Source organism: Halobacillus trueperi (assembly GCF_003386945.1).
Taxonomy (GTDB): domain Bacteria; phylum Bacillota; class Bacilli; order Bacillales; family Halobacillaceae; genus Halobacillus; species Halobacillus aidingensis.
In genome coordinates this window covers 197,612-222,039 of record NZ_QUAE01000003.1, presented here as the reverse complement: position 1 = coordinate 222,039, position 24,428 = coordinate 197,612, and the positions used below count along the sequence as shown (strand labels likewise).

General features: G+C 43.7%; 28 protein-coding genes and 1 pseudogene. 25 read left to right on the top strand and 4 right to left on the bottom strand.

Annotation, left to right across the window (positions count from 1 at the left end; translation table 11 throughout):
- Positions 1–43: 43 nt before the first annotated feature.
- From DYE48_RS05970 to DYE48_RS05945, 6 genes are all read left to right on the top strand, one after another.
- Positions 44–1,426: an ABC transporter substrate-binding protein gene (locus tag DYE48_RS05970; protein ID WP_115822832.1), complete on the top strand. Its 1,383-nt coding sequence runs from the start codon at positions 44–46 to the stop codon at positions 1,424–1,426.
- A 145-nt stretch (positions 1,427–1,571) separates the two neighbouring features.
- Positions 1,572–2,465 carry a carbohydrate ABC transporter permease gene (locus DYE48_RS05965; protein ID WP_115822831.1) on the top strand — a complete coding sequence of 298 codons (894 nt, stop codon included), beginning with the start codon at positions 1,572–1,574 and terminating at the stop codon, positions 2,463–2,465.
- 19 nt (positions 2,466–2,484) lie between these two features.
- Positions 2,485–3,321, top strand: coding sequence for a carbohydrate ABC transporter permease (locus DYE48_RS05960; RefSeq protein ID WP_115822830.1), 837 nt, complete (start codon positions 2,485–2,487; stop codon positions 3,319–3,321).
- A gap of 14 nt (positions 3,322–3,335) precedes the next feature.
- Entirely contained in the window at positions 3,336–4,214 is an 879-nt protein-coding gene (locus DYE48_RS05955) for a MurR/RpiR family transcriptional regulator (RefSeq protein WP_115822941.1), read from the top strand.
- Positions 4,215–4,228: 14 nt separating this feature from the next.
- The gene (locus DYE48_RS05950; RefSeq protein ID WP_115822829.1) at positions 4,229–5,632 is read left to right on the top strand and encodes an FAD-binding oxidoreductase; all 1,404 of its coding nucleotides are present in this window, start codon (positions 4,229–4,231) and stop codon (positions 5,630–5,632) included.
- On the top strand, positions 5,625–6,902 hold the full coding sequence (locus DYE48_RS05945; protein ID WP_115822828.1) for a (Fe-S)-binding protein: 1,278 nt from the start codon (positions 5,625–5,627) through the stop codon (positions 6,900–6,902). Before DYE48_RS05950 ends, DYE48_RS05945 begins: the two co-directional genes overlap by 8 nt.
- A gap of 165 nt (positions 6,903–7,067) precedes the next feature.
- Here the strand turns inward: DYE48_RS05945 and DYE48_RS05940 are convergent, their stop codons facing one another.
- Complete coding sequence (locus tag DYE48_RS05940) at positions 7,068–8,018, bottom strand: nuclease-related domain-containing protein (protein ID WP_115822827.1); 951 nt, start codon at positions 8,016–8,018, stop codon at positions 7,068–7,070.
- A 125-nt stretch (positions 8,019–8,143) separates the two neighbouring features.
- Positions 8,144–9,001, bottom strand: a complete 858-nt coding sequence (locus tag DYE48_RS05935) for a GAF domain-containing protein (RefSeq protein ID WP_115822826.1) — start codon at positions 8,999–9,001, stop codon at positions 8,144–8,146.
- Between the two features lie 270 nt (positions 9,002–9,271).
- Between DYE48_RS05935 and DYE48_RS05930 the strand changes: the two genes are divergently transcribed.
- The 3 genes from DYE48_RS05930 (at position 9,272) to DYE48_RS05920 (ending at position 11,573) form a co-directional block, all read left to right on the top strand.
- The gene (locus DYE48_RS05930; protein WP_115822825.1) at positions 9,272–10,078 is read left to right on the top strand and encodes a glutamine ABC transporter substrate-binding protein; all 807 of its coding nucleotides are present in this window, start codon (positions 9,272–9,274) and stop codon (positions 10,076–10,078) included.
- Between the two features lie 116 nt (positions 10,079–10,194).
- Positions 10,195–10,851 (top strand): amino acid ABC transporter permease, encoded by a 657-nt coding sequence (locus tag DYE48_RS05925; protein ID WP_115822824.1) that lies wholly within the window; start codon positions 10,195–10,197, stop codon positions 10,849–10,851.
- A complete protein-coding gene (locus DYE48_RS05920) occupies positions 10,851–11,573 on the top strand; it encodes an amino acid ABC transporter ATP-binding protein (RefSeq protein ID WP_115822823.1) in 723 nt (240 codons plus the stop codon). Before DYE48_RS05925 ends, DYE48_RS05920 begins: the two co-directional genes overlap by 1 nt.
- Before the next feature lie 37 nt (positions 11,574–11,610).
- On the opposite strand, the gene DYE48_RS05915 is transcribed toward DYE48_RS05920, so the two are convergent.
- Both DYE48_RS05915 and DYE48_RS05910 read right to left on the bottom strand, forming a co-directional pair.
- Entirely contained in the window at positions 11,611–12,576 is a 966-nt protein-coding gene (locus DYE48_RS05915; RefSeq protein WP_115822822.1) for a sodium:calcium antiporter, read from the bottom strand.
- Between the two features lie 462 nt (positions 12,577–13,038).
- The gene (locus DYE48_RS05910; RefSeq protein ID WP_115822821.1) at positions 13,039–14,232 is read right to left on the bottom strand and encodes a S8 family peptidase; all 1,194 of its coding nucleotides are present in this window, start codon (positions 14,230–14,232) and stop codon (positions 13,039–13,041) included.
- Between the two features lie 441 nt (positions 14,233–14,673).
- Between DYE48_RS05910 and gvpQ the strand changes: the two genes are divergently transcribed.
- The 16 genes and pseudogenes from gvpQ to DYE48_RS05830 all read left to right on the top strand — a co-directional run bounded on the left by gvpQ (position 14,674) and on the right by DYE48_RS05830 (position 24,415).
- Positions 14,674–15,207 carry a gas vesicle protein GvpQ gene (gvpQ, locus tag DYE48_RS05905; protein WP_115822820.1) on the top strand — a complete coding sequence of 178 codons (534 nt, stop codon included), beginning with the start codon at positions 14,674–14,676 and terminating at the stop codon, positions 15,205–15,207.
- Between the two features lie 20 nt (positions 15,208–15,227).
- Complete coding sequence (gene gvpA, locus DYE48_RS05900; RefSeq protein WP_115822819.1) at positions 15,228–15,521, top strand: gas vesicle structural protein GvpA; 294 nt, start codon at positions 15,228–15,230, stop codon at positions 15,519–15,521.
- Between the two features lie 100 nt (positions 15,522–15,621).
- Positions 15,622–15,891, top strand: a pseudogene (gene gvpO, locus DYE48_RS05895) (gas vesicle protein GvpO); the annotation flags it as partial.
- A gap of 11 nt (positions 15,892–15,902) precedes the next feature.
- Positions 15,903–16,808: a gas vesicle protein GvpN gene (gene gvpN, locus DYE48_RS05890; protein WP_115822817.1), complete on the top strand. Its 906-nt coding sequence runs from the start codon at positions 15,903–15,905 to the stop codon at positions 16,806–16,808.
- 14 nt (positions 16,809–16,822) lie between these two features.
- Positions 16,823–17,584 (top strand): GvpL/GvpF family gas vesicle protein, encoded by a 762-nt coding sequence (locus DYE48_RS05885; RefSeq protein ID WP_115822816.1) that lies wholly within the window; start codon positions 16,823–16,825, stop codon positions 17,582–17,584.
- Positions 17,581–17,835 carry a gas vesicle protein GvpG gene (locus DYE48_RS05880; protein ID WP_115822815.1) on the top strand — a complete coding sequence of 85 codons (255 nt, stop codon included), beginning with the start codon at positions 17,581–17,583 and terminating at the stop codon, positions 17,833–17,835. The genes DYE48_RS05885 and DYE48_RS05880 overlap by 4 nt, the downstream gene beginning before the upstream one ends.
- 12 nt (positions 17,836–17,847) lie before the next feature.
- Positions 17,848–18,666: a GvpL/GvpF family gas vesicle protein gene (locus DYE48_RS05875; RefSeq protein ID WP_115822814.1), complete on the top strand. Its 819-nt coding sequence runs from the start codon at positions 17,848–17,850 to the stop codon at positions 18,664–18,666.
- The gene (locus DYE48_RS05870; protein ID WP_115822813.1) at positions 18,667–18,915 is read left to right on the top strand and encodes a gas vesicle protein; all 249 of its coding nucleotides are present in this window, start codon (positions 18,667–18,669) and stop codon (positions 18,913–18,915) included.
- The gene (locus tag DYE48_RS05865) at positions 18,902–19,201 is read left to right on the top strand and encodes a gas vesicle protein K (RefSeq protein ID WP_115822812.1); all 300 of its coding nucleotides are present in this window, start codon (positions 18,902–18,904) and stop codon (positions 19,199–19,201) included. The genes DYE48_RS05870 and DYE48_RS05865 overlap by 14 nt, the downstream gene beginning before the upstream one ends.
- A gap of 16 nt (positions 19,202–19,217) precedes the next feature.
- A complete protein-coding gene (locus DYE48_RS05860; RefSeq protein ID WP_115822811.1) occupies positions 19,218–19,532 on the top strand; it encodes a gas vesicle protein in 315 nt (104 codons plus the stop codon).
- A 15-nt stretch (positions 19,533–19,547) separates the two neighbouring features.
- On the top strand, positions 19,548–20,204 hold the full coding sequence (locus DYE48_RS05855; protein WP_115822810.1) for a YtxH domain-containing protein: 657 nt from the start codon (positions 19,548–19,550) through the stop codon (positions 20,202–20,204).
- Between the two features lie 27 nt (positions 20,205–20,231).
- A complete protein-coding gene (gvpU, locus tag DYE48_RS05850; RefSeq protein ID WP_115822809.1) occupies positions 20,232–20,591 on the top strand; it encodes a gas vesicle accessory protein GvpU in 360 nt (119 codons plus the stop codon).
- Between the two features lie 144 nt (positions 20,592–20,735).
- A complete protein-coding gene (locus tag DYE48_RS05845; RefSeq protein ID WP_115822808.1) occupies positions 20,736–21,869 on the top strand; it encodes an acyltransferase in 1,134 nt (377 codons plus the stop codon).
- A 143-nt stretch (positions 21,870–22,012) separates the two neighbouring features.
- Entirely contained in the window at positions 22,013–23,749 is a 1,737-nt protein-coding gene (locus DYE48_RS05840; protein WP_115822807.1) for a carbon starvation CstA family protein, read from the top strand.
- Positions 23,750–23,807: 58 nt separating this feature from the next.
- The gene (locus DYE48_RS05835; protein WP_147299270.1) at positions 23,808–24,173 is read left to right on the top strand and encodes a hypothetical protein; all 366 of its coding nucleotides are present in this window, start codon (positions 23,808–23,810) and stop codon (positions 24,171–24,173) included.
- Positions 24,152–24,415 (top strand): cory-CC-star protein, encoded by a 264-nt coding sequence (locus DYE48_RS05830; protein ID WP_089651275.1) that lies wholly within the window; start codon positions 24,152–24,154, stop codon positions 24,413–24,415. The genes DYE48_RS05835 and DYE48_RS05830 overlap by 22 nt, the downstream gene beginning before the upstream one ends.
- The last annotated feature ends 13 nt before the right edge of the window (positions 24,416–24,428 follow it).

Here is a 24,428-nt window from a genome sequence, read left to right as displayed (position 1 = left end):
TGCATGGTTTCAAATAAATTTTTCAATCAAAAAGGGGGAGCTTATGTTGAGCATGTGGCGGAAAACATCTGCTTGGTTGATGATGGCGGTTTTGTTCGCTTTCTTGTTGTTGGTCGGTTGTGCACCTGGAGCAGGGACGGAAGAAACAGACAGCGAGGGCACAGAAGAAGAATCTACTTCTGAAGGGTCTTCGGAGTCTGGTGAAACTGGTGAAGTTTCGGGAGAGCTAGAGATTCAGTACTTTGTCGGTGGTTATGGAGATTCTTGGTGGAAAGAAGTCATTGCTGATTTCCAGGAAGAATATCCGGATGTCTCGATTACGGAACATGCAGGGCCTAATATTAATGAAGAAATGCGTTCACGCTGGGTATCCGATGATCCACCTGATGTCGTTTATATTGATGGTGCCGGTTCCAGTGAAACGCAGATGGTTGAAGATGGCCAGCTGATGAACTTGACGGATTGGTTGAGCGGCGTCGAGCTTGAGGATGGCTCAGCTCTAGGTGAAAGTTTCATTGTTGATCCAGCTACGTACGATGGAGATATTTACAGCTTGCCACTTGTCTTCGATACGTGGGGCACATGGTATGACAATGCCTGGTTTGAAGAAAACAATTGGGATGTACCTAAAGACTTCCCGAGCTTCATGGATACGATGAGTCAGATTAAGGAAGATGAAGGCATTGAGCCTTTCGTAACGACAGGTCAATATCCATACTACTTCCTACGCGGTATGCTTTACCCTGCCTTTGGTGCAGCTGGTGGAGACGAGTTACTTAATGATGTTATTACAGGTGCAGAAGGCGCTTGGACGAGCGAACCTGTCCTTAATGTTATGAAAAAAGTGGAGCAGATGCAGCAGGAAGGCATGATTGATTCCGGGTTTGGTGCGTTGAACCATACGCAGTCCCAGATGAACTTCCTGCTTCATGACAATGCATTTATTCCGGTCGGTTTCTGGCTGCCGAATGAAATGGCGAATGATACACCGGAAGACTTCGAATATGGATTCATTCCTTCTCCGATGCAGGATGAAGGCGAACCAGCTGCAATTGTTCCGGATTTACGTCCACTTGCTATTGCAGAAAAAGCAGAAAACCCGGAAGCAGCGAAAGCTTTCGTCGAGTTTGTTTTCACAAAAGAATATGCGAAGAGTTTCTCTGAACATACGGGAGCAATCATGAACTTGCAAGGGGTCGACCTTGCTTCCAGTGAGGAAGTTCCTTCATTCTTGATTGATGCCAACGAAATGATTAACGATCCTGAACAAGTCCAGATTTATCAAAAGCCACACCCGATGAGTTCAGAGCTTGAGACGCCAATCAGCAACTCGCTCGTATCTTTGATGCTCGGTAATATTACGGCTGAAGAGTTCGTCGAGGAAGCTGAACAAGCGGCAGCGGAATACCGCAGCAGTTTGGAGTAAAGGACAGTGGAATGTGGAGGCGGATGTCTTCACATTCCATTTTTCTTAAAGGCATAAGCCAATCAACGGCGGGAAAGCAATCCTGCTGTTGCTTGACTTATGCTAACCAATAACATATTCACACTAGAAAAAGAGGTGGTTGTAAATGGTCCAGTCCAGTCGACAGCGGAACTTGTTCCTTGCCTTCTGTCTTGTTCCGACATTTATTTTGTTTGCCGTGTTCACGTTGTATCCCCTATTCAATGGTCTTTATTATTCCTTTTTCAAATGGTCAGGGGCCTCTTCACTCGCGGAGTTCGTAGGTTTTGAAAATTATCGCAGATTGTTCAGTGATGAGATCATCCCAAGTACGATTTGGCACGACTATTTTCTCGTTATTACAAAGGTTATCGGCATCATGATTCTGTCGACCTTTTTTGCCGTCGCTTTAACACAAATGAAAATTAAAGAAGCTCCGTTTTACCGGATTGTCTTTTTCTTTCCGAATATCATGTCCGTCGTCGTCATCGGGATCCTGTGGATGTTCATCTATAATCCAAGTCTCGGGCTTGTGAACTCAGGCCTTGAATTGATCGGCCTTGAGAGCTGGACACGACCATGGCTCGGGAGTGAAGACTGGGCTTTGCCAAGTTTAGTGCTTCCTTCTGTATGGGCAGGGATCGGGTTATTCATGCTCATGCTGATGGGCGGAATATCCAACATCTCGAAAAGTTATTATGAAGCAGCAGAAATCGACGGGGCTACCGAGTGGCAGCAGTTTTGGAAGGTGACCTTGCCGCTGATCTGGCCGCAAATCAAGATCTCCATTTTGTATATCATTATTACGACCTTGAATGGGTCCTTCATTATCGTCCAGGTCATGACCAAAGGTGGGCCGAACAACTCGACACACGTGATGGGTTCCTACTTATATGAACAGGCTTTCGTTAAATACAACTTTGGATACGGCGCGACGATCGGGGTTATGATTCTGGTTTTGTCTCTCGTGACCGTTTTGATTATGCAATTCCTGATGAGAAGAGAGAAAGTGGAGTATTAACAGACAGGAGGGGAATAGGGTGAAAAAAGGAAGTATTTTTTCAAGAACGATTGTACGTATTCCATTGATCATCTGGTCTCTGGCCGTCTTATATCCGATTTTCTGGATGGTGTTGGGTGCATTTAAATCCAACGCAGAAATCTATGCCAATCCATGGGGGCTGCCGGAATCGTTCAGCTTCAGTAACTTCGTCAATGCATGGAGCAATTACAATATCGATACGAGTGTGTTTAACAGTTTCATCGTGACAGGTCTTGGAGCGACACTGACCCTTGCGATGGCGATTCCGACTTCTTATGCTTTAGAGCGCATGCGTTTCCGCGGAAACCGGTTGTTGTTCACGCTTTATATTTCAGCGATGATGATTCCGATGGTACTCGGCTGGATTCCATTGTTCTTCCTATTAATGCAGCTGAATCTACTGGATAACATTTTCGGACTCAGTATCGTTTATGCGGTCAGCCAATTGCCATTCAGCATTTTCGTTTTGACGAGTTTCATGGCAACGATTCCAAAATCACTGGAGGAAGCAGCTGCGATCGATGGGATGTCACCGTATGGCATTCTATGGAAAATCATTACGCCGCTTTCGACAACAGGGATTATTACCGTTACGATAATGAATATGATCCAGTTTTGGAATGAGTATTTTATGGCGCTCATTTTTCTTCAGACGGAGGAAAACTATACGCTTGCTCTTGCGATTGATTATATTAGTAATGAAACGCAGTACACGAATGCATGGGGAACGCTGTTTGCGAGCCTTGTCATTGCCATCGTACCCGTCATCGTTTTGTATGCGATTTTCCAACGACGAATTGTTAAAGGAATGACTGAGGGAGCCATTAAAGGATAAGTGTGGTGAAACAAATGAAGAATTCTCTAACCGGCGGGCTTGTCATTCTCAATGAGATGAAAGATAAGCTGCCGCCTTCTGAAAAAAAGATCGCCGAATTTATTTTGGATCAGCCTCATGAAGCGATCCATTGTACGGCGACACAGCTTGGGGAACTGAGCTCGACGAGCAGCGCGGCCGTCATTCGGTTGTGCAAGTCTCTTGGCTTGAAGGGTCTGCAGGAATTGAAGTTGAGGATATCCGGCGATTTGCAAAAGAAACCGGAGGCTAGGTACCGGGATATTCAGCCGGGCGAGCCTTCCGATTCAATTGTAGAAAAAATAACGAGCAACAGTTTGCAGGCGATCCGTGAAACGACGGAAATGGTGGATTACCGGACGTTATCGGAAGCGGTGAGGCTGTTGAATGAAGCGGGATCCATCCACTTTTTCGGCGTAGGAGCGTCGGGAATTATCGCTCAGGATGCCCAACAGAAATTTTTAAGGATGAACAAGCCGACCTCTGCGTTTACAGATATGCATAATGCGGCGATGAATATTGCCAACGTCACAGAGAACGATGTCGTTTTCGGCATTTCTTTTTCTGGTGAAACTTATGAAACAGCAAAAATCATGGAAATTGCCAAGAAAAAGGGAGCTCGGACGATTAGTTTGACGCGTTATGGACAGTCTCCTGTAACAGAGCATGCGGATGTTTCGCTGTACATTTCTGCCTCAAGGGAGATTCCTGCACCATTTCGAAGTGGAGCGACATCTTCCCGTCTTGCCCAGTTACATATGATCGACATTCTTTTTGTCAACGTTGTCACCGAACAGTGGGACAAGGCCTCCGAGTACTTTCATGAAATTACCGACGTCATGGATTTGTTGAAAGGGAAGAAAACGAAGGGATAAGGAGGAATCATTGTATGGAAAAGTGGTTGGAAGAGCTGCAATCTTTGCTTCCGGAAGGGCATGTGTTAACGTCCTTGGCCGACCGTCACAGTTATAGTTTTGATGCTTCTTTTGGGGAACACCTGCCGGATGCTGTGGTGCAGGTCAAAGATAAAAGGGAAGTCGCTGATGTTTTGAAGCTTGCCAATCGTTACAAAGTACCGGTTCATCCGCGCGGTTCCGGCACCTGCCTGAGTGGCGGTCCTCTTCCTGTGCACGGCGGGATTGTTTTGGATATGTCTCAATTCCCGGCGATCATCGACCTCAGTCCACGCGATTTGACGGTAAAAGTGACACCGAGTGTATTGACCGGAAACATCAATAAAGCCGCAGAAAAACACGGTCTGATGTACGCCCCCGATCCAAGCAGTGCCCATGTAGCAACGATTGGCGGCAATCTGGCGGAAAACTCCGGAGGACCCCGTGGCTTGAAATATGGAGTCACCAAGGACCACGTACTAGGGTTGGAGGTTGTGACCCCTGAAGGTGAAATCATTAAGACGGGTGGTCAGACGATTAAGAATGTCACAGGCATTGACTTGACAAAGCTGATCGTCGGTTCGGAAGGAACGCTCGGCGTCATCGTTGGTGCCACATTGAAGCTGATGCCGAAGCCACCTGCTGTGCAGACAATCATGGTTGCTTTTGACGAAGTGAGAAAAGCAGGGGAAGCGATCTCCCAGACGCTGACATCAGGAATTTTGCCGGCGAAGATGGAATTCATGGATCAAGCCTGTATCGCAGCCGTCGAAAACTTCCAACCCGTCGGTCTGCCTGTCGCTGCAGCTGCCGTTATTATCATTGAACTCGATGGACACCCGGAAACGCTTCGTGTAGAGCGGGGGTTGATCGAGGATATTATGGAAGAGATGGGCGCTAAAGAAGTCATCATTCCTAAAAGTGATGAGGAAGCGGCCAAGCTCTGGCATGCGCGCAAACAGGTGTCGCCTGCAATTGCGAAGATTAAGCCGACGAAGGTATCTGAGGACGCGACGGTTCCGAGAAGCAAAATCCCGGACTTTATGGACCGGTTAGAGCTCATCAAAGAGAAGTACGGCCTGGAAGTGGTCGCCTTTGGTCATGCGGGGGATGGAAACTTGCACCCGAATATTTTGTGCGACAAGCGAAATGTGGAAGAGATGAAGCTTGTTGAGCAGGCGGTGGAGGACATGTTCCAGGCTGCCCTCGATCTTGGTGGGACACTTTCCGGCGAACACGGAATCGGTACGATGAAGGCACCGTTCATGGAGCTTGAACTTGGAGAGGTCGGCCTTGATATGATGAAGCGCATCAAGGACAGCTGGGACCCGAACGGCATCTTGAACCCGGGCAAAGTTTTTCCTGAAAAGGGGCAGAAGTTGGTGCTCCATCATGACTAGTTCACTGAAGGAGCGCTTGAACTATGACAAGACGTTCGACTGTGTCCAGTGCGGCTACTGCCTTCCTGCCTGTCCGACCTATGAAACGATGGAAAAAGAAACCCATTCGCCGAGAGGGCGGATCAATCTTGTGAAAATGGTTGCTGAAGGGAAAGCTTCTGTCGAAGATTTAAAGGAGCCGATTGAAAAGTGTCTTGGCTGCATGGCTTGTACGACCGTTTGTCCGACGAACGTCCAGTATGGAGAGATCTTTGAGGGAGCGAAGCGCGTGATCGATGAAGAGAGGCCGCGCCGGCTTGTGGAGGATTTCTTGTTCCAGTCATTCTTTCCTTCTTCAAAGTGGATGAATACGTTGGGGAATGCGACTTGGCTCTATCAGAAGAGTGGGTTGCAGAAGGTTTCCCAGCGTTTTGGTTTAACGAAAAGAGCCCGGCTTCGGATTCATGAATTTGAAGCGGCTTTACCAAGTATGCCTACGCCGAAGAAACGTCAGGCGCGCGCAGACCGGTATGTACGTAAGCGGCCGGCTGCGGCGAAGGTCGGATTCTTTAAGGGGTGTGTGATGGACAGTGTCTTTTTTGAAACAAATCAGAATACGGTGGAGCTTTTGCTTCGGAGTGGAGCGGAGGTCGTTTTCCCAGAATCTCAGACGTGCTGCGGGGCTCTTCACGCTCACACGGGGAAAGTCGATCAGTCTGTGGAACTCGCGAAGCGGAATATTGAAGCCTTCGAGGAGGAGGGCTTTGATTACATCGTGAACAATGCGGGAGGCTGTGGTGCTCGGTTGGTCGAGTATGCGCATTTGTTTGATGAGGGCACAGAGTGGCATGAGCGTGCAGAAAGGTTTGTAGCACGGGTAAGAGATATTTCTGAAGTGCTTGTCGAGTTGGACGGGCTTGTTTTTGAAAAAGAGTTGTTGAAGACCGTTACCTATCAGCCTTCCTGTCACTTGCGCAATGTACAGAAGGTGACGAGTGAACCGTTGGATTTGATTCGTCGCATCCCTGGTCTGGAATTGCGCGAGTTGGAGCGGCCGGAGTTTTGCTGCGGATCGGCGGGCGTTTATAACATTGTGAATTATGAAGATGCGATGGATATTTTGGATGTGAAAATGCAGGATGTGTGCGGCACGGGAGCAGGTGGTGTCGTGACTTCTAATCCAGGGTGTCAGCTGCAGATGAAGCTTGGTGTGGAGCGCGAAGGCTTGGAGATGGAAGCTGTACATTTGGTAGATTTATTGATGGAGGCTGATCCTGGGCCGAATTGGTGAGGCGATCTCTTGATGAGGTCGTCTTTTTTGTGGTTTGGTGTGGGTGGACGTGATGGGATATTAGCAGGTTTGGGTGTTTTATTAGCAACTTTCAGCAATATATTAGCAGGTTTTGTAGTTTTATTAGCAAGTTTACTGATTATATTAGTAGGTTTCACACATATATTAGCATCTTAGAAAATAGACTCTTCCTTTATTATTGCCCTCATGCTTCAAGTGCATCATTTTTAAGATTCTTTGCGAGTTGTGAATGGAATCTATGAGTAAGAATCCTCTCAAATCTTTACTAGTAATCTTTGGGCCGTTTAACAAACAGTAATCTTTTAAAGCTGGGTGATGTGCTACCTTATCTTTGTGGCTACATTTATTGCATTTCCATTGTCCATAATCCCAGAACATTGCTAATCGCTGACATCCCGTACAGAACACGCCTTTTTTAATATTCGAATCGTTAATCGATAACTCTTTCATATAGTCATAAGTGATGGGAGAATCTGATTCTAAAATCTCTTTGCTGATTAATTCAGTAAGGGTTTGCGACAGTCTTTCCCCGATATGATTATGGTCAATCTCCTCTACTTTTTCAGGAAGAGCTTCCGTGCGGATAACGATATCGAGGGAAGGATCATCTGTATTTATAGAAGTTCCTGGGTGACTGTTGGCAACCAGGCAGTAGATAGGGATGTCGGGGAAACTTTTTATATGAAGCCATTGCTGCAATTGTCTTCGATGACGGCGGACTTGAAGAACAGGATCAGAAAACGTTTGTGGCCCTTCATCCCATGTTCTAGACAGAAAGTTGAACCTTTGATTGTAAAACAACTCTCCACCAATGTTTTTGGCTTCAATAATCAAAATCCATTGATCCGTCAGAATTAAGCAATCGACTTGGAAATAGTGGGTGCCGTCGTAAAGGCGAAGGTGATGGAAAATTCGGTAGTGTGAAGGGAGATAGGAGAGTGGAAAGTTGAGGGCGAGTTCTCCTTTGTGACCGGAGAGGCGGGTTTTGAGGTGTTCTTTGACCTGAAGCCTTTGAGGGTGAGATTCGTGAAGCCTTCTTTCAATGGCTTGCAGTTGTTCAATATCTCTAGGAAATGTCCTTTTCTTAACAATCATGGCATACTTCCTTTCTATAAATTTATAATACGACAAAAGATTAAGATTTCCTCTAACATAAATATCGATTAAATTTCTAATTTATCAAGAAACGAAGCTAAAAAAACTCGTCACAATGACGAGTTTTAATGACTTTCTACTAATTTAAATCCAATTGTTGAAAGAGCTGTCTTCAAATTAGAAACGGTTTTCGGTTTATGAGTCGATAGCACATTCGTTTCGATTTCTTTATGAGCTACTTCCGGAGTAATCCCTGTTAAGATTGTATCGATTCCCATCACCTGCAAAGCGTGAATGAGCTTTGGAAGCATTTCCGAGAAAAATTGGTCGCGGACAACCAATCCAGATAGATCAAGGACGAAATGGTCAATATCTTGTTCTTTTCCATATAGAAGGACGTCTCGCATCAGTTTGTCTGCACGTTCTTCGTCTACGATTCCCTGGATAGGAACGACGGATACACTTTCTGTGATCGGGATGATCGGTACATTCATTAATCCCATGTTGTAATGGGTTTGATCAAGATCAATCATATGGGAAAGAACGGAGGCAATGGTTTGTAAGAATTCTATGTCTTGATCATCAAAGTTTTTTTCCTCTTTGTCCATAACACAGAGAGTTCCGAACACATTCCCTTTTAAATCTCTTAATGTGACACCGAGATAGCCTCTTACCTGTAGTTCAGCTGAAGCTTTCATATCACTTGTGAGTTTATCTTCCATTAAATTGTTTGTACTAAGTACATGGTCTTGATCATTAATAATCAGCCGGCAGTGGCTTTCGTTATAATCAATGGTATAACCTTCAGGGACAATTTCCTCTTTCTTATTTAAAGAACTCAGGACGGTCATTGCGTGCTTACCTCTCATCGTGACGTAAGCGGTCTGGACATCCAATCTTTGTGTCACCACTTCAAATATTTTCTGAGCGGCTGATTTTAAAGAATAATATCCTTCTGAGTCCATCAGATGTTCTTCCGACATGAAAAACCTTCCTTTTCACAAAATTAGGAGCTATACCCTATTATACCCTATTTCCCTTTGAAACTGAGATTTAATCCCCTAATTTTAAAAAATGTGTCGTAATCGTTAGTGAATTAACAAAAATTAAAGAAATAATGAGCAATCAATAGAAAAATTTAATAGAATAACAAATTTCAGCTTAAAAGACGCCCAAAAGTAGTATTCAGAAAATTTGCAAGAGTAGTAAAATTTGAGATAATAGAAGTCACATAATAAAAGGGGGAAAAATGGATGAAAGCAAAATGGTACTTATTCATTATGGTTATGGCTTTAAGTTTGCTACTTGCTGCGTGTGGCAGTGATAGTGAAGCAGGCTCATCAGGAGATTCTGGTGATTCGGGCGGAGAAACGTACACAGTAGCGACGGATAACAACTTTGTCCCTTTCGAGTTCATGAACGAGGAAACGGGAGAAATGGAAGGCTTCGATATTGATTTGATCAAAGCGATTGCTGATGAAGCAGGGTTCAACATTGAAATTGAATCCATGAAGTTTGACGGCGTTGTCGCTGGTATGCAATCCGGCCGTTATGACATCGGGATTGCTGGGATGACCATTACAGAAGAGCGTAAAGAAACCATCGATTTTTCTGATCCTTATTATGATGCTGGTTTGATGCTTGCGGTCAGCGCAGATAATGATGAAATTCAATCTGAAGAAGATCTTGCAGGTAAAAAGGTAGGAACACGCTCTGGTACGACTAGTGAAACGTACATCAGAGAAAACCACCCGGATGCTGAGTTGATTACATTCCCTGGAATTGTCGAAGCGTATATGGACCTTGAGTCGGGTCGTCTAGATGCGGTAATGTATGACGTTCCTAACGTCCAGTATTACGTAGCCAATGACTCTGAAGGCTTGAAAACAGCTGGAGACATTTTGCAAGGGGAGCAATATGGAATCGCTTTTCCTAAAGATTCTGAACTTGTGAGTGATGTGAACGAAGCATTACAAACATTGATTGATAATGGTACGTACGATGACATCTACGAAGAATGGTTCGGTGAGCGTAAATACGGCACAGAATCTTCGGAGTAATAGAGAGAAGCTGATCAGAAAAGCGTAGCAAGTGATTGGCTTGTTACGCTTTTTCCATGAATTGAATACTGGCATGAACCATTACAACATTCAAAACACAAGGAGCGAATACATATATGGAGTTCATTACGGAATCGCACTATTTTCGTGTCATGCCGTTTTTGCTTGAGGGATTGGTATGGACACTACTCATCACGTTTGTTGGATTGATTTTCGGATTTGTGCTCGGGGCAGTTTTTGGTTTTGCCCGCTTGTCGAAAAATAAGATCATTTACGGACTTGCGACGGTTTATGTAGAAGCGGTTCGCGGAACACCGATCTTAGCACAAATTTTGTTCATCTATTTCGGTCTCTCTGATTTAACCGGAATCAATATTGACAAAATCACCGCCTCGATCATAGCGATTGCCATTAATGCCGGTGCTTACATAGCGGAAATCGTAAGGGGAGCGGTTTACTCAATTGATAAAGGACAGGAAGAGGCTGGGCGTTCCATTGGCCTCACTCGTAACCAGACAATGCGTTACATCATCTGGCCACAAGCCTTCAGAAGAATGATACCGCCGCTAGGTAACCAATTCGTGATCAGCTTGAAAGATACTTCCCTTTTCTCCGTCATCGCTGTAGGCGAGTTGCTTTACATGGGACAACAGTATTACGGAATGACGTTCCAAGCTTTCCAGGCATTGACGATGGTTTGTGTGATGTACTTGATCATCACGGTGCCGACCGCCGTGTACTTGAGACGAGTTGAAAGGAGACTGGATGTGTAATGATTACCGTCAAAGATTTGCATAAATCATTCGGTTCCAACGAAGTGTTAAAAGGAATCAATGCAGAAATCAAAGAAAAAGAAGTGGTCTGTGTTATCGGACCATCTGGATCTGGGAAAAGTACGTTTTTACGGTGCTTGAACCTGCTTGAGGAAGTCACTTCTGGAGAAGTCATCATTCAAGGGGACAATTTGACCGACCCTAAAATCAATATTAATGATGTCCGCTCCCGTGTCGGAATGGTGTTTCAGCACTTTAACCTTTTCCCGCACAAGACGGTCCTTGATAACATTACGATTGGTCCAATCAAAGTGAAGAAAATGAAGAAAGCAGAAGCCGAAAAAGTCGCCCGTCCGCTGCTTGAGAAAGTCGGCCTGAGTGACAAAGCGGACGCTTATCCTGAAAGCCTTTCTGGAGGGCAGAAACAACGTGTAGCGATCGCCCGTTCCTTAGCGATGGAACCGAGCATCATGTTGTTTGACGAACCGACCTCAGCGCTTGACCCTGAACTTGTCGGAGACGTGTTAGCCGTTATGAAGGACTTGGCGCAGGAAGGAATGACGATGGTGGTTGTCACACACGAGATGGGTTTTGCCCGCGAAGTCGGCGACCGGGTACTGTTTATGGATGAAGGGGTTATTATGGAAGAAGATGTACCAGATAATTTATTCGGAAATCCACAAAATCCTAGAACGCAGGAGTTTTTAAGTAAAGTGTTATAGAAAAATCCGCAGACGACGATGTCTGCGGATTTTTAAATTAGAAAAGGAAATAAGATGAGACAAAGTACATGACTACGATAAGAAGAGAAGGAGCTGCGTAGCGAGAGAAGCTCTCGACTTTTTTCCTTACCATCATGAAAATCGTCAGTACCATCATACCAATGAACAATAAAGCAATGGGAAGGTTTCCTTCTGATGTTGCACTTAAGATCGGCCCGTTTTGATAAAAGAGATCGGTGATGGCAAGAAGCTGCAAGTTGAACAAGTTACTCCCTAAAATGGAGCCTACAGCCATATCATAATTTCCCATTTTGAACGCCACAAGGACGGTGACGAGTTCAGGCAGAGAGGTGGAAGCGGCAATCAAGAAGCTCCCGACGAAGCTCGAACTCATCCCTGTTTGCTGGGCCAGTTGATCCCCTGATATCGAAAGGGCACTTCCAGCAGCGAAGACAACAATCGCGCTGATGGCAAAACCAATGCTTGCCGCTTTTAAGGAAATATCCTTCCCTGTAGCTGCCGCTTCATCCATCTGTTCTGCTTCCTCATTTTCAAAAAAGCGGACGGTCAGGATGTACAACCCGACAAGAATGAACATTTCGATCCCGATATTAAAAAGAGAAAGGGTAGAACTCATGAACAGCGAGACTACCACTACCAGTGTAAAAATAATCCCTGCAATCGCAGAAGGAAGATGCTGCTTTTTCTCGATGCTGTTGAACATTTTCTGCTTGCGATAAATAAGATCAACCGCAGCTAGAATTAATACATTAAACACGTTACTACCTAGCATATTACCCACTGCAATGTCGGGGTTGTCGATATAGACGGCCGTTAAACTTGTCGTAAGCTCCGGTAAAGATGTAGCTCCGGCTATAAGGAATGTTCCGACCACAGCCCCGCTCAATTTAGATTTTTGACTGATGACATCCCCATAGCGGTTCAGCTGGACGGCAGCTAGTACGACCACTATGGCTGAGATGGCGAAAATTAAAAAGTTCATCGTTTTCCTCCTCTAGTTGAGCCAATAAAAAAAGACCTTGGCCCTATTTCCGTGCAGGCCAAGGTCTTGCGTACTATGGTCATAGTTTGGTGAACCGAGTGTTCTCACACTGAAGTGACGATTCACCAACCGCATTATACGGTCGCTACTCCCCTTGTTACTATTAATATAGCGAATTCCTGTGAGAACGTCAATAAAATAGTCTTCTATCTATAAAGGGGATCTTCGAGTCTGAGGCAGGTTGTGAAGAACTCGACTTTGAGGTGGGGTGGAATTTATTTATCAGTGGGTTATGAGCTTTTAGCGGTGGTTTCTGGAGTCTTATCAGTGACTTTGGAACATTTATCGGTGGGTTGGATACTTTTATCAGTGACTTCGGTGATTTTATCGGTAAATCTGTATATTTCGATATTGTGTCTTTTAATATAACAAAAAAAGCGGCCGGGTGGCCGCTTTTTTAGATTAATAGTTTACCGCATCGTAAGAGTTGATGACCCCGTGTTCGAAGTAGTAGCCGGTACCGTAGATTGGATCAGCTGTTTGTTCGATGGCTGCACGGATGTTGCTGTTGGAGCGTCCTTGAGACGCAAGCAATCCAGCTAGTCCAGCGACATGAGGGGAAGCCATGGATGTCCCGGACATGTAGGCATATCCACTATTCGGAACAGTGGATGCGATGTCGACACCAGGAGCTGTCACATCTACCCATGTGCCATAGTTGGAGAAGGACGCCTTGTTGTTGTTGCTATCGACTGCACCAACGGCGATGGCATTGTCATAGGAAGCCGGTTCGAATGTTGTGGATACTCCATCGTTACCTGCAGCGGCAATGACTACAGAACCTTTATTCCAAGCATAATCTACAGCATCTTCAAGTGTTTGAGTATCACAGTCACAGCCTAGGGAAAGGTTGATGACTTCTGCTCCTACGTCAGCAGAATAACGGATGGCATCAGCGATGTCATACAAAGAACCGCTGCCGTTTGCATCAAGAGCACGGACGGCAAGGATTTTCGTGTTTGGAGCCATGCCGGCAACACCCGATCCGTTATTCGTTTCTGCAGCTGCTGTTCCTGCCACGTGTGTTCCGTGATTATTCAAGTCCATTGGATCATAATCGTTATCTACGAAATCATAGCCTTTGATTGTTTTATCATCAAGGTCCGGATGATTGTAGTCGATCCCAGAGTCGACAATGGCAATTTCCTGGCTGCTGCTTCCGCGGGTAATATCCCATGCAGCTTCTGTGTCTGTGTTCTGTGGACCATACTGGTATCCACTATAGTAAGTATCATTTGGCGTCCATGTTGCTTCGAAAACGTAGTTTGGCTCTGCATATTCTACATTTGGATTATTGCTGAGTGCCTTGGCTACGGCTTCTACGTTTCCGACTTTAAGTACTTTAACTTTTGAATCTACGAAAGAGCGTTCTTCTGAAACTAACTTTGCTCCAAATTTCTTCAGTTGTTTGTCATTCAAAGACTTTCCGTTTTTGAACTTAACGACAACTTCTCCTTTAATGAACTCTCCTTTATCTTCCTGTACGTTGACTTTGTTCAATGACTCCGGTGCGGAATCAGCGAACGCCTGCCCTGTTGTCGGCAGAATGGCCAGTGTGGCTGCGAGTGATAGTGTTGCTAGTTTTTTGAACTTCAAAACTATTCCTCCTTAAAAGTTTATACTCTAGTAATTCTAAGAATTTCGCCGTTTTCCTTCAAAATACGGGTTGGGATAGTTGTTATGGGGGAATGCGTTTAAAAGGAGTTTTGCAGGTGGATATTCCCAAGTTTTTATGTTCAAAAAGGTCTTGCGGTTCGTGGAAATGGAAGATGATAGAAAATATTATGAAATAATATTGGCTGGAAACTTACCGTTCAGGTTTTGCTGTGAACATTAATAGAAATGTCATTTTTGTAAAGGAATGTCTGAGCGTACTGTTTCCTAGTCTTATAGATTCAGGATCTTCGTAAAATAGGATGTAATTCTTACCATTTTTTATTCTTTTTATCAAGCGAAGGGTTTTAGATAGCCATTCGTGGGAAGTAAGAGTAGAAACCAGCCAAAAATTATAGATGCAAATATTAGGGTGGTGTTTTGATGACACATTCACAAAACGATGAGGAAAAAAAGAATACAATCGTTGATCAAGTGGAAGGAGGGTTAAAAAAATCCGCGCATGTCATTAAGGATAAGATGCCGAATCCGGTATCTAAAATTATCCGGAAGGCAGATGACCCACAAGAGGCGACTGAACATGCCAAGGATGAAATGAGTGATCAAGCGGGAGATTTTTTCCGGCAGCAATTCGAAAAGCAGATGCAGTCTAAAATCGAGGACATGAAAGAAGAGCTTCAGGAGAAAACTTCAGCGAATGCCGATCATGTTCATTCGAAGGCGGAGGAAGTAAAGGGGAAGGTTCAAGAGCACCTGCTTGAATTCAAAGATAAGCTCGGTTCTGTCAAAGAATCCGGTGAGCAGATTCAGGATTCTATAAGTGAGAACAGTTCTTCGAGCGGAAGGATCAAAGGCGCCAACGATATAAAAGGGGTCTCTCATATAAAGAGTTCCGCTTCTATTAAGGGGCCAAAAGATATCAAAGGTTTATCAAGTATCAAAACTTATCATTCGTAAATAAGGAGAGGAGATTTAACATGGCGATTCAAAAATCAACAGATAGTTCCAGTCTTGCAGAAGTGGTTGACCGTATTTTGGATAAAGGGATTGTGATCGATGCGTTTGCCCGCGTTTCCGTTGTGGGAATTGAATTGATTACGGTAGAAGCGAGAGTAGTCATTGCCAGTGTGGATACATGGCTCAGATATGCAGAAGCTGTCGGTCTACTGCGGGATGAGGTTGAAGAGGAAGGACTCGGAGGCCGTCTAGGTGAAGAAGAGCAGTCGTCATCCGCGCGTTCTTCAAATGAAAGAGGAGAGTTCAGTATATAAAAGCCCCATGTATTTAGTGAAAAGGGATAGGGTGGAATTTTCGTAATTCCATCTTGTTCCTCATCTATAAAAGAAACAGTTTGATAGGAAAAGAGAGGGATGCACCGCTATGAAGGTCTTGAATGAAGTAACCGAATTTTTCAATGAAAATATTGCACCGCCACATAAAATTATTTCCGCTAGAAAGAAAGACCAGGAGTGGCGGGTGTTGGTCGAAGTGATTGAAGAAAAGGAATATATGAAAAAGTATGCCAGGGATCAAATGGTCGGGTTATATGAAGTTTTTCTTGATGAGAACAGTGAAGTAACAGGCTTTTCACGTTTAAGCCTCAGATATCGCACCGACATTGAAGAACAGGTCGAGCAGTAGGAGTAGGGATGATGAGTGTACTTAAACAAAGCAGCAATCGTCCTTCTACAAACCAACACGTTTATGATCAACCCTTCTTTAAAAGCCTGATCCGGCGTTCTCTAAACTATTTATCAGCCGGTTATCCTGTTCACTATACAGGTCCATCAGGCATCGGGAAAACGACGCTTGCTATCCATGTGGCGAAGCAAAGAAACAAGCCTGTAACGCTCCTTTCAGGCAATAAGGATTTGACCAATGACGACTTGATTGGCGCTTACAAAGGGTACAGCCGGAAAAAGCTGAATGATAATTTTGTAAGGACCGTTCAAAAGATTGAAGAAAATGTCACGGAAGATTGGGTAAGCGGACATCTTTATGAAGCGGTGAAACATGGACATACCTTGGTGTATGACGAGTTCACAAGATCAAGTCCGGAAACGAACAATTTGTTTTTATCTGTTCTTGAAGAAAAAATCCTTCCTTTATATGGATCGAAAAGTAAGGATTCACACGTGAGGGTTCATCCTGATTTCAGGGTCATTTTCACGAGTAATCCGGCTGAATATATCGGAGTTTACGACACGCAGGATGCGTTAATGGATCGGATGATTTCCATCCCGATGAATGCCATGAGTTTGGAAGCTGAGGTGGCAGTTGTGATGGAGAGGACGAAAATGAAGCAGAAGAAAGCCGAAGCCATCGTCCGCTTTGTAAGAGAAGTGAAAAAATCGATGGATGAGAAGGAAGATTTTCTAAGTTTGCGTGCCTCGATCATGATTGCTGATATTGCTGAAAAAACAAGCGTGCGTGTGGATGGAAAGGATGAAGCATTTCAGAACCTGTGTCTGGATATGACTTATTTTTCCGTATTATCGATGACGAAGGATGAAGAGAAAGCAAGGAAAATCATTCTTGATCATTGCAAAAAGGTTTAGGAGGTAGTCTGTTTATGAGTGAACAAATGGGAATCTATGTTTTCTGTTGTATTCAAACATCAGAGCAGAAGAGTTTCGGTACGATTGAATTTGAAGGCGAAGAAAAGGAAGTTTTCACGGTCCATCATAAAGATGCGGCCATGGTAGCTGTAGAAGCACCGATTAAAATCTATCACCCGAAGAAAAAAGCACTCATGACTCACCAGCAAGTAATTTCGAGAGTCATGGAAACGGAGAGTTCTGTCGTTCCCATCAGTTTTGGGAATGTTTTTAATACGAAAGAAGATACGCAAGTGCTCATCGAAAACCTTTATCCTCAACTGGAAAAGTTGTTTGTCGAAGTTCGGGATAAAATTGAAATTGGTTTGAAAATCGTTGGTAAAAGAGAATGGCTGGAAGAGCAGATCAATCAGAACGACCGGGTGAAAAAGAAAAAGGAAACGGTAGCGAACAAATCAGAAGCGGCCGGATATTTCGACCGGATTCAGCTTGGAGAGATGGCTCGTGACTTTTTCACCAAGATTCAAAAAGAGATCGAAACCACCATTCACGCCCCTTTGGACCAATTAGCAGAGGCCTCTCAGGTGAATGATACGATTGGTGAAAAAATGCTCTTGAATGGAGCTTATTTAATCGACCGGGAAAAAGAAGAGGCGTTCGATAAGAAAGTTAATGAGCTGCATGAGCGGTGGAAGGAATATGTTGATTTCAAATATACAGGACCGTGGCCTGCGTATAATTTCATCAACATCAAGTTGAAAGTAGAAGCCTCATGATTCAAAAACTATTCACTTCGCCCATTCATTTAATAAAAAAAGTCGGAGAGCATGTGAAAGAAGAAGTGGATAAGGAAATGTACGATCTCGAGCACATTCAAAAGAAATTGATTCAGCTGCAAATGATGTATGAATTGGAAGAGATATCGGAAGAGCATTATGAGGAGCAGGAAGAAGAACTGCTGATACGATATGAAATCGCCAAAAAGCGTGAGATGGAGCAATGGGAGAGCATGACGAAAAGGAAGTAGGGAGTTTTCAAGATGGAAAGGCTACTGTATTTGTATGGAATCACGTTAAAAGAAGAAGTAGATTCTGAAGCATTTTCTGAACTGACGGGGATCGACGGGAATGGCGGTCTTGAAGTGCTGGATTATGGCTGGTGTTCAGCAATCGTCAGCAGAGTCGAGGAAGATGAGTTTGGAGAAGAGGCATTGGAAACAAATACAAAACAAATGGAATGGGTGCAGGAGAAGGCTTATCTTCATCATGAAATATTAATAAGCTTGAAGAATGCTCTCACCTTAATCCCGATGAAGTTTTGTACGCTTTTCCAGAACGAAGAAAGTTTGAAAAAGAAGATGGGTGCCCATGAAAAAGAATGGATGACGCTTCTGGAGAAGTTAAAAGGAAAAGAAGAGTGGAACATCAAAATCTACAATCACTCTGACCGTTTAAAGGAACAAGTGGCGGACCATCATCCTGAGATTCAAAAGAAGAAAGAAGAAATCTCCAAGATGTCTAAAGGGATGCAGTACTTGCAAAGGAAAAAATTAGATCAGTCCATTGATCAGCAAGTATTACAGGAACAGCAAAAATACGTAAGACAATTACATAGTGAGTGGGAGGCACTATGTGAAGACACAGCTGAGAAAAAAGTCTGGAATAAGAATGTCACCGGAAAAGATGCGGATATGTGTTGGAATGGTGCCTACTTAATCGATCTCGAAAAAGTAGAAACTTTTTTAAAGGATATAACAACAGCGAATGAGCAAGGAGAAAAGGCAGGCTGGGTGATTGAAGTGACAGGGCCGTGGCCCCCTTATCACTTTTCGTCAATCTCTAAAAGTGAGGTGGGATGAGTGTCCTACAGAGAAAACTTTGAAAACCAGGATATTGCCCTTATTGATATCTTAGATACCGTTCTGGATAAAGGAGTTGCCATCAAGGGGGATATCATCATATCCATTGCTGGGATTGACCTTGTTTATGTGGATTTGAAAGTATTGATTTCCTCTGTAGAAACATTGGTCCAATCCAGTTTGGATGACGCTTTGAACTCTAAAACGCTGGACAAGGAAAAGGAGGCGTTGGAACGTGTCACAAAGTAATTTACAAGAGCAGCCATTTAAAAGCGGCCGGCTCAATTTAGACCCGGAGGGTGCGGAGCAAGGACTTGCGCAACTCGTCTTAACTGTCATCGAGCTGCTGCGTCAACTCGTGGAAAAACAAGCGATCCGCCGTGTTGATGGTGGAACGTTGTCGGAAGAGCAGATCGAGCAGCTGGGTGTGGCTCTTATGAACCTTGAGGTGAAAATGGATGAACTGAAAGAAATATTTGACCTGAATGATGAAGATCTCAATATCGATCTCGGACCTTTAGGCAATTTGTTATAAAAAGGAGGCATCATAGATGTCCATTGAACACCCGACTCAATCGAACAGTATTGTGGATGTGTTAGAAACCGTATTGGACAAAGGGGTGGTCATCGCTGGAGATATCAGGGTGGGGCTTGCAGATGTGGAGCTTTTGACAATCAAAATCCGCCTCATCGTCGCCTCTGTCGATAAAGCGAAAGAAATCGGCATGGACTGGTGGGAAACCGACCCGTATTTGAATTCGAAAGCCGCTCAATCGAACACGGAAGCATTGGAAAAAGAAAATGAAGAACTGCAAAAACGCATTGAACAATTGGAGAAAAACATGCAGAAAGTACACCAAAAATAAAAGGAGAGATGGACCATGAGCGAATCTAAAACAAAGTTGACCAACCCGACGAATGAAGAAAACAACCAGCAGGAAACGGAAAGTAAAAGCAGTCATCGGGTGACCAAAGCCATTGTAGGCGGAGTTCTTGGTGCAGCGGCAGGCTATTTCTTAAAACCGAATCGCGCAGAAGAAGATAAAGGAAGCATGAAGGAAAAAGCAGAAAAAGCCGGTGGGCAGCTGAAGGATTTGAAAAACCAAACGAAGGATAAAACGAGTGAGATTGTCGGTCGTGTGAAAGACAAAGTGAAAACCGGTTCTGATGAGGAGGAAGAAAAGGAAGAAACACGTTCCTTGAATGGTGCGGATCTTTCTCAAAAACAACTGGAATCACCTGATGAAGCGGCTGCTACGGAGGAGACCGATCAGGCTGAGGATGAAGAATCAGTCAACGAAGCTAATGAGGGAACAGAAGAAGAAAGACCTGAGAATGATGTGGAACAGGAAAATGAAGAGCCAGGGACTAATGAAGAAGATGATGCGGAACAAAAAAGTGAGGAACCAGTGAACAACGAAGAAAATGATGTTGAACAAAATAGTGAAGAACCTGTGAACAATGAAGAAGATGAAAATCAAGAAACAGTGAAGACAGGGAAGACAACATTAACCGTTAATGACGATACCACAAAGTAAAAATGACTATAGAAGGGAAGAAGATAAATGGATAATATTCTACTAAACTTTGTAAAAGCGGCAAACCAAGGAGATTTTTCCCTTGATCTTACGTTGAACGTCAATGGAGCATTAGTTACTGGAACGACTGTATCTGCAAAGAAATACATGCAATCGTTGAGCCGGACGTTTGAAAATGGAAATGAAATTTCTCAGGAACTGAGTGAGAAATTGTCGCGTGCTAGTGAGGTCAACTATGCGCATGAGGAAATCAGCTATATCCATTTAGAAGAAGCGCAAGTGTACAATGGGGACTCCAAGCCCACGCCTTCTGAAGGAAGTTTTTACTGGCGTGGAAAGCTTGATGAAGTGGATGGTTTCTTCCTTGGGAAAATTGATGCTAATTAATCGTTGCCAAATGTCCAAATTCTACCTTAAATATTACCTTAATTAAAAAAGAGATTATAAAATGGCAACAACCCTAAAAATAGAGCTGGACCATGGTAAGATGACCTGAGTTTAGATCATGATTTTGATAGAGGATGATGAAAAATGGCTAGAGAAAAAATTGAGTCGATCTTTCTATTAAGGCTCTTTGCCATGGTCATGGTGGTTCTGGTTCACGTTACAGGAACGTATGCCTCCATACTACCAGCAGATGGGGATGCCTTTGCTAAATATCATTTCCTTAATAGAATTATAAGAATAGAAGCAGGAATTTTCATTATGATCACGGCTATGGTGTTCTTCTATAAATATATTGGACAAAGAATGGATTGGAATGAGTTAAAGGCTTTCTATAAAAAGAGAGCGTTATATATTGTTGTTCCTTATCTTGTTTGGGCGTTATTTTATGAAGCTTACTCCATTTATATAGGAGCTGTACCTTTTGATGTTAGTGAAATTGGTATGCGCATTTTAAAAGGGGAGTCTTTCTATCAGCTCCATTTCATATTCTTGATTGTGCAATTTTATCTATTTTTCCCAGCTATATTATTTGTAGTAAAGAAAGTAACGTTTTTTAGAAAGTATCTATGGCTTTTTGGAATGCTGATTGCCGTTGGGTACCATTTTTTCAATCGCGAGTATCAACTTATTCCTTTTACTTTCTTTTTGAGCAGTATGGGGCCGTATCTATTAGGGGCCTGGATTGGGATTAACTTTAAAGAACAAAAACAAAGAATTTATAACAAATCTACCTTTGCATGGGTTTTTGTTGCGGTTGCCGCTGGCATTGCAACTGTCCAGCTCTACTACCATCTCTATACCGTTTCTTCCTTTTATTTACCAGGGTGGACTTATTTAGTTTTGAATCTGATTTATATGATGGCTGGAAGCTATACCATGTTCCGTCTAATGGAAATCATTGCTCGAAAATGGCAGCCCATTCTGCCATACGTTAAAAATGTAGCGGTTTATTCTTTTGGATTTTATTTGCTACATCCTATTGTATTAAAAGCAGTAGCTCAAGTTATTCCAACACCTAATAACTACTGGTTTCATATTGGAATCTCCACAAGGTTCGTCCTGACCTTATTTTTCTGTTACGTCATCATATGGCTCGCTCACCGCTATTTTCCTTTTGCAAGCTTGCTTTTCGGTAAATTGCCAAATGGGAAGCCTGCCTTCTTAGGAATGACACGTTCTGTCAAAAAATATGAAGAGGTAAGTACATCCGCTCAATAAGAGGGAAGCAGGAGCTTCTCTCTTTTTTATATCTAATATTTTCAGAAAAATCTGTATATCGCATTGAATTCAGAAAGGAAAGTAATATATAATACATTTAAATGTAAACGCATACATACTTTTGTAGATTGAGGAGGGTTTTTGTGAGTGGGATTTGGTTAGCTGTGGTTGGTGGTCTCATCTTTTTTCTAGGTTATCGGTATTATTCGAAATTCATTGCCGAAAAGATCTATCGTCTTGATCCGAACTATGTCACACCCGCCCATCAGTATAAGGATGGTGTCGATTTTGTCCCGACGAATAAATTCGTTTTGTGGGGACACCACTTCACTTCCGTCGCAGGGGCGGCGCCGATTGTTGGACCAGCAATTGCTGTGTATTGGGGCTGGCTGCCGGCCGTGCTTTGGGTATTGTTAGGAACCGTTTTTGCTGCCGGTGTCCACGATTTCGGTACACTTGTTTTGTCGGTGAGAAATAAAGGACAGTCCATCGGGACGCTTGCCAGTAAGTTGATTGGGCAAAAAGCAAAAGTGTTGTTTTTATTTATCATTTTACTGCTTGTTTTAATGGTAAACGCCGTCTTCGCGTGGGTCATTGCGAATCTATTCATTTCATTCCCGGCAAGCGTACTTTCTGTTTTCATTCAAATACCATTGGCCATTTGGATCGGCTACAGCGTGTATAAAAAGCAGGGAAATATGCTGCTGCCATCCATTGTTGCGCTTGCGGTCATGTATTTAGCTGCAATCGTTGCGAGTTATGTACCTGCACTGCAAATTGACCTTGTCCGCTATTTCGGTGGCGAAGGTGCTTCAACATTATTTGGTTTGAATGCGACGTCCATGGCCTTCTTCGTATGGATTGTCGTGTTGATGGTGTACGTGTATATCGCTTCCACCTTGCCGGTTTGGAAGTTGTTGCAGCCAAGAGACTATATCAACTCTCACCAATTGATTGTTGGACTTGGTCTTCTGTATTTGGGACTGCTTTTCACAAACCCTGAAATCACGGCACCAGTGACAAACGCTTCTGCGGATACATCCTGGTTCCCGCTATTGTTCATTACGATTGCCTGTGGAGCGATTTCCGGTTTCCACGGTCTTGTATCATCGGGAACATCTTCGAAACAGTTGAATAAAGAAACAGACGCTCGTTTTGTCGGTTATTTAGGCTCTGTCGGTGAAGGGGCATTGGCTCTTGTTGCGATTATCGCTGTTGTTACATTTTTCCCAACAGCAGGTGAATTTTCAGCGACGTATAGCGGATTTACAGCGGCGAGTGGTGCGGGACTTGGCGTCTTTATCCAGGGTGCAGGACAGCTTGCTTCTGGACTTGGTATTCCTGCCTCTGTTGCAGCAACGATCGTTTCCGTCATCGTCGTCAGTTTTGCCGCAACGACGTTGGACTCTTCTGTCCGTTTGATGCGCTATATTATTGCAGAACTGGGAACGGAATATAAAGTGACGCCATTGACGAAAACCCATGTGGCAACAACGGTTGCGGTTGTATCCAGTGCCGCTCTTACGTTAATACCTCAAGGTCCTAAAGGGTTCGGTTCTGGTGGATACTTGCTTTGGCCTTTATTCGGGACCTCGAACCAGCTCCTGGCAGGTATTAGTCTGTTACTCGTTTCCATTTGGTTGAAACGTCAAGGACGAAACTATCTGCCGACGATCATTCCGATGGTCTTCCTCATGTTTATGACGTTGTGGGCCATGATTGATCAGGTGGTGACCGAGTGGGCGCCATGGAATGATGGAAGCGACTGGATGCTGTTTACTTTCGGCGCAATCATCCTTGTGTTTACTTTCTGGATCCTCATTACAGCGTTTTCTGCGATTGCAGGGAATCGTGACGATTCTATTGAGAAAAGTGCGTAATCATAAAAGGAAGCCGGCATTGTCGGCTTTCTTTTTCCTTGAAAGGAGCATCGACACCATGAAAGAAATCATGATCATTCGCCCTGAGAAAGAAATTGGCATGGGGTGTTGTGGAGGGATATGCAGCGATGACGATGGTTTCATCAATATGAAAGAAGAATTTAAGCATCACGACCAGGATCGGGAAAATCTAGGGGAGTGGTATAGAAACAACCAGAGCGAAGGGATTCATGTGGATTATGTAGATCCAAGGAATCTCCTGGCCATTTTCGTTTATTTTATCAAGCACGTAAAGCAAGGACATATATCCATTTGGAGTGCGTTACGGTCGATTTTTTTTCGAATGCGATACAATAGCTTGTTCATTAATGGTAGATGGATAGAAAATAAGGGGGGAGAGGCATGGAGAAAAAATTTTCGTTAAAACGGTTATTTGAGTTTTATGATGAAGTGTTAAGCCTCCCTCACAAACAGGAAATTGCCAGGGAACTGAGGGATGAAGATGACCTCTTTTTACTTCTTGTGTATTCAGATATGTTAGGGATACCGAATCCGGCTTTTTATTATACGTTAGAGTTATACCCGCACATCATTGAAAAGTTCCACGATTGGCACTTGCGGATGGGGATGGAAAAGTCTCCACTCGATGGCATTCGTTGTTGTTAGAGGAGGAAGTAGC

What these genes read in the sequence shown, in the direction of transcription:
- DYE48_RS05970 (WP_115822832.1), top strand. Translation starts at nt 44, where the DNA reads ATGTTGAGCATGTGGCGGAAAACATCTGCTTGGTTGATGATGGCGGTT.
- DYE48_RS05965 (WP_115822831.1), top strand. Translation starts at nt 1,572, where the DNA reads ATGGTCCAGTCCAGTCGACAGCGGAACTTGTTCCTTGCCTTCTGTCTT.
- DYE48_RS05955 (WP_115822941.1), top strand. Translation starts at nt 3,336, where the DNA reads ATGAAGAATTCTCTAACCGGCGGGCTTGTCATTCTCAATGAGATGAAA.
- DYE48_RS05950 (WP_115822829.1), top strand. Translation starts at nt 4,229, where the DNA reads ATGGAAAAGTGGTTGGAAGAGCTGCAATCTTTGCTTCCGGAAGGGCAT.
- DYE48_RS05945 (WP_115822828.1), top strand. Translation starts at nt 5,625, where the DNA reads ATGACTAGTTCACTGAAGGAGCGCTTGAACTATGACAAGACGTTCGAC.
- DYE48_RS05940 (WP_115822827.1), bottom strand. Translation starts at nt 8,018, where the DNA reads ATGATTGTTAAGAAAAGGACATTTCCTAGAGATATTGAACAACTGCAA.
- DYE48_RS05935 (WP_115822826.1), bottom strand. Translation starts at nt 9,001, where the DNA reads ATGTCGGAAGAACATCTGATGGACTCAGAAGGATATTATTCTTTAAAA.
- DYE48_RS05930 (WP_115822825.1), top strand. Translation starts at nt 9,272, where the DNA reads ATGAAAGCAAAATGGTACTTATTCATTATGGTTATGGCTTTAAGTTTG.
- DYE48_RS05925 (WP_115822824.1), top strand. Translation starts at nt 10,195, where the DNA reads ATGGAGTTCATTACGGAATCGCACTATTTTCGTGTCATGCCGTTTTTG.
- DYE48_RS05920 (WP_115822823.1), top strand. Translation starts at nt 10,851, where the DNA reads ATGATTACCGTCAAAGATTTGCATAAATCATTCGGTTCCAACGAAGTG.
- DYE48_RS05915 (WP_115822822.1), bottom strand. Translation starts at nt 12,576, where the DNA reads ATGAACTTTTTAATTTTCGCCATCTCAGCCATAGTGGTCGTACTAGCT.
- gvpQ (WP_115822820.1), top strand. Translation starts at nt 14,674, where the DNA reads ATGACACATTCACAAAACGATGAGGAAAAAAAGAATACAATCGTTGAT.
- gvpA (WP_115822819.1), top strand. Translation starts at nt 15,228, where the DNA reads ATGGCGATTCAAAAATCAACAGATAGTTCCAGTCTTGCAGAAGTGGTT.
- gvpN (WP_115822817.1), top strand. Translation starts at nt 15,903, where the DNA reads ATGAGTGTACTTAAACAAAGCAGCAATCGTCCTTCTACAAACCAACAC.
- DYE48_RS05885 (WP_115822816.1), top strand. Translation starts at nt 16,823, where the DNA reads ATGAGTGAACAAATGGGAATCTATGTTTTCTGTTGTATTCAAACATCA.
- DYE48_RS05880 (WP_115822815.1), top strand. Translation starts at nt 17,581, where the DNA reads ATGATTCAAAAACTATTCACTTCGCCCATTCATTTAATAAAAAAAGTC.
- DYE48_RS05875 (WP_115822814.1), top strand. Translation starts at nt 17,848, where the DNA reads ATGGAAAGGCTACTGTATTTGTATGGAATCACGTTAAAAGAAGAAGTA.
- DYE48_RS05860 (WP_115822811.1), top strand. Translation starts at nt 19,218, where the DNA reads ATGTCCATTGAACACCCGACTCAATCGAACAGTATTGTGGATGTGTTA.
- DYE48_RS05855 (WP_115822810.1), top strand. Translation starts at nt 19,548, where the DNA reads ATGAGCGAATCTAAAACAAAGTTGACCAACCCGACGAATGAAGAAAAC.
- gvpU (WP_115822809.1), top strand. Translation starts at nt 20,232, where the DNA reads ATGGATAATATTCTACTAAACTTTGTAAAAGCGGCAAACCAAGGAGAT.
- DYE48_RS05845 (WP_115822808.1), top strand. Translation starts at nt 20,736, where the DNA reads ATGGCTAGAGAAAAAATTGAGTCGATCTTTCTATTAAGGCTCTTTGCC.
- DYE48_RS05835 (WP_147299270.1), top strand. Translation starts at nt 23,808, where the DNA reads ATGAAAGAAATCATGATCATTCGCCCTGAGAAAGAAATTGGCATGGGG.
- DYE48_RS05830 (WP_089651275.1), top strand. Translation starts at nt 24,152, where the DNA reads ATGGAGAAAAAATTTTCGTTAAAACGGTTATTTGAGTTTTATGATGAA.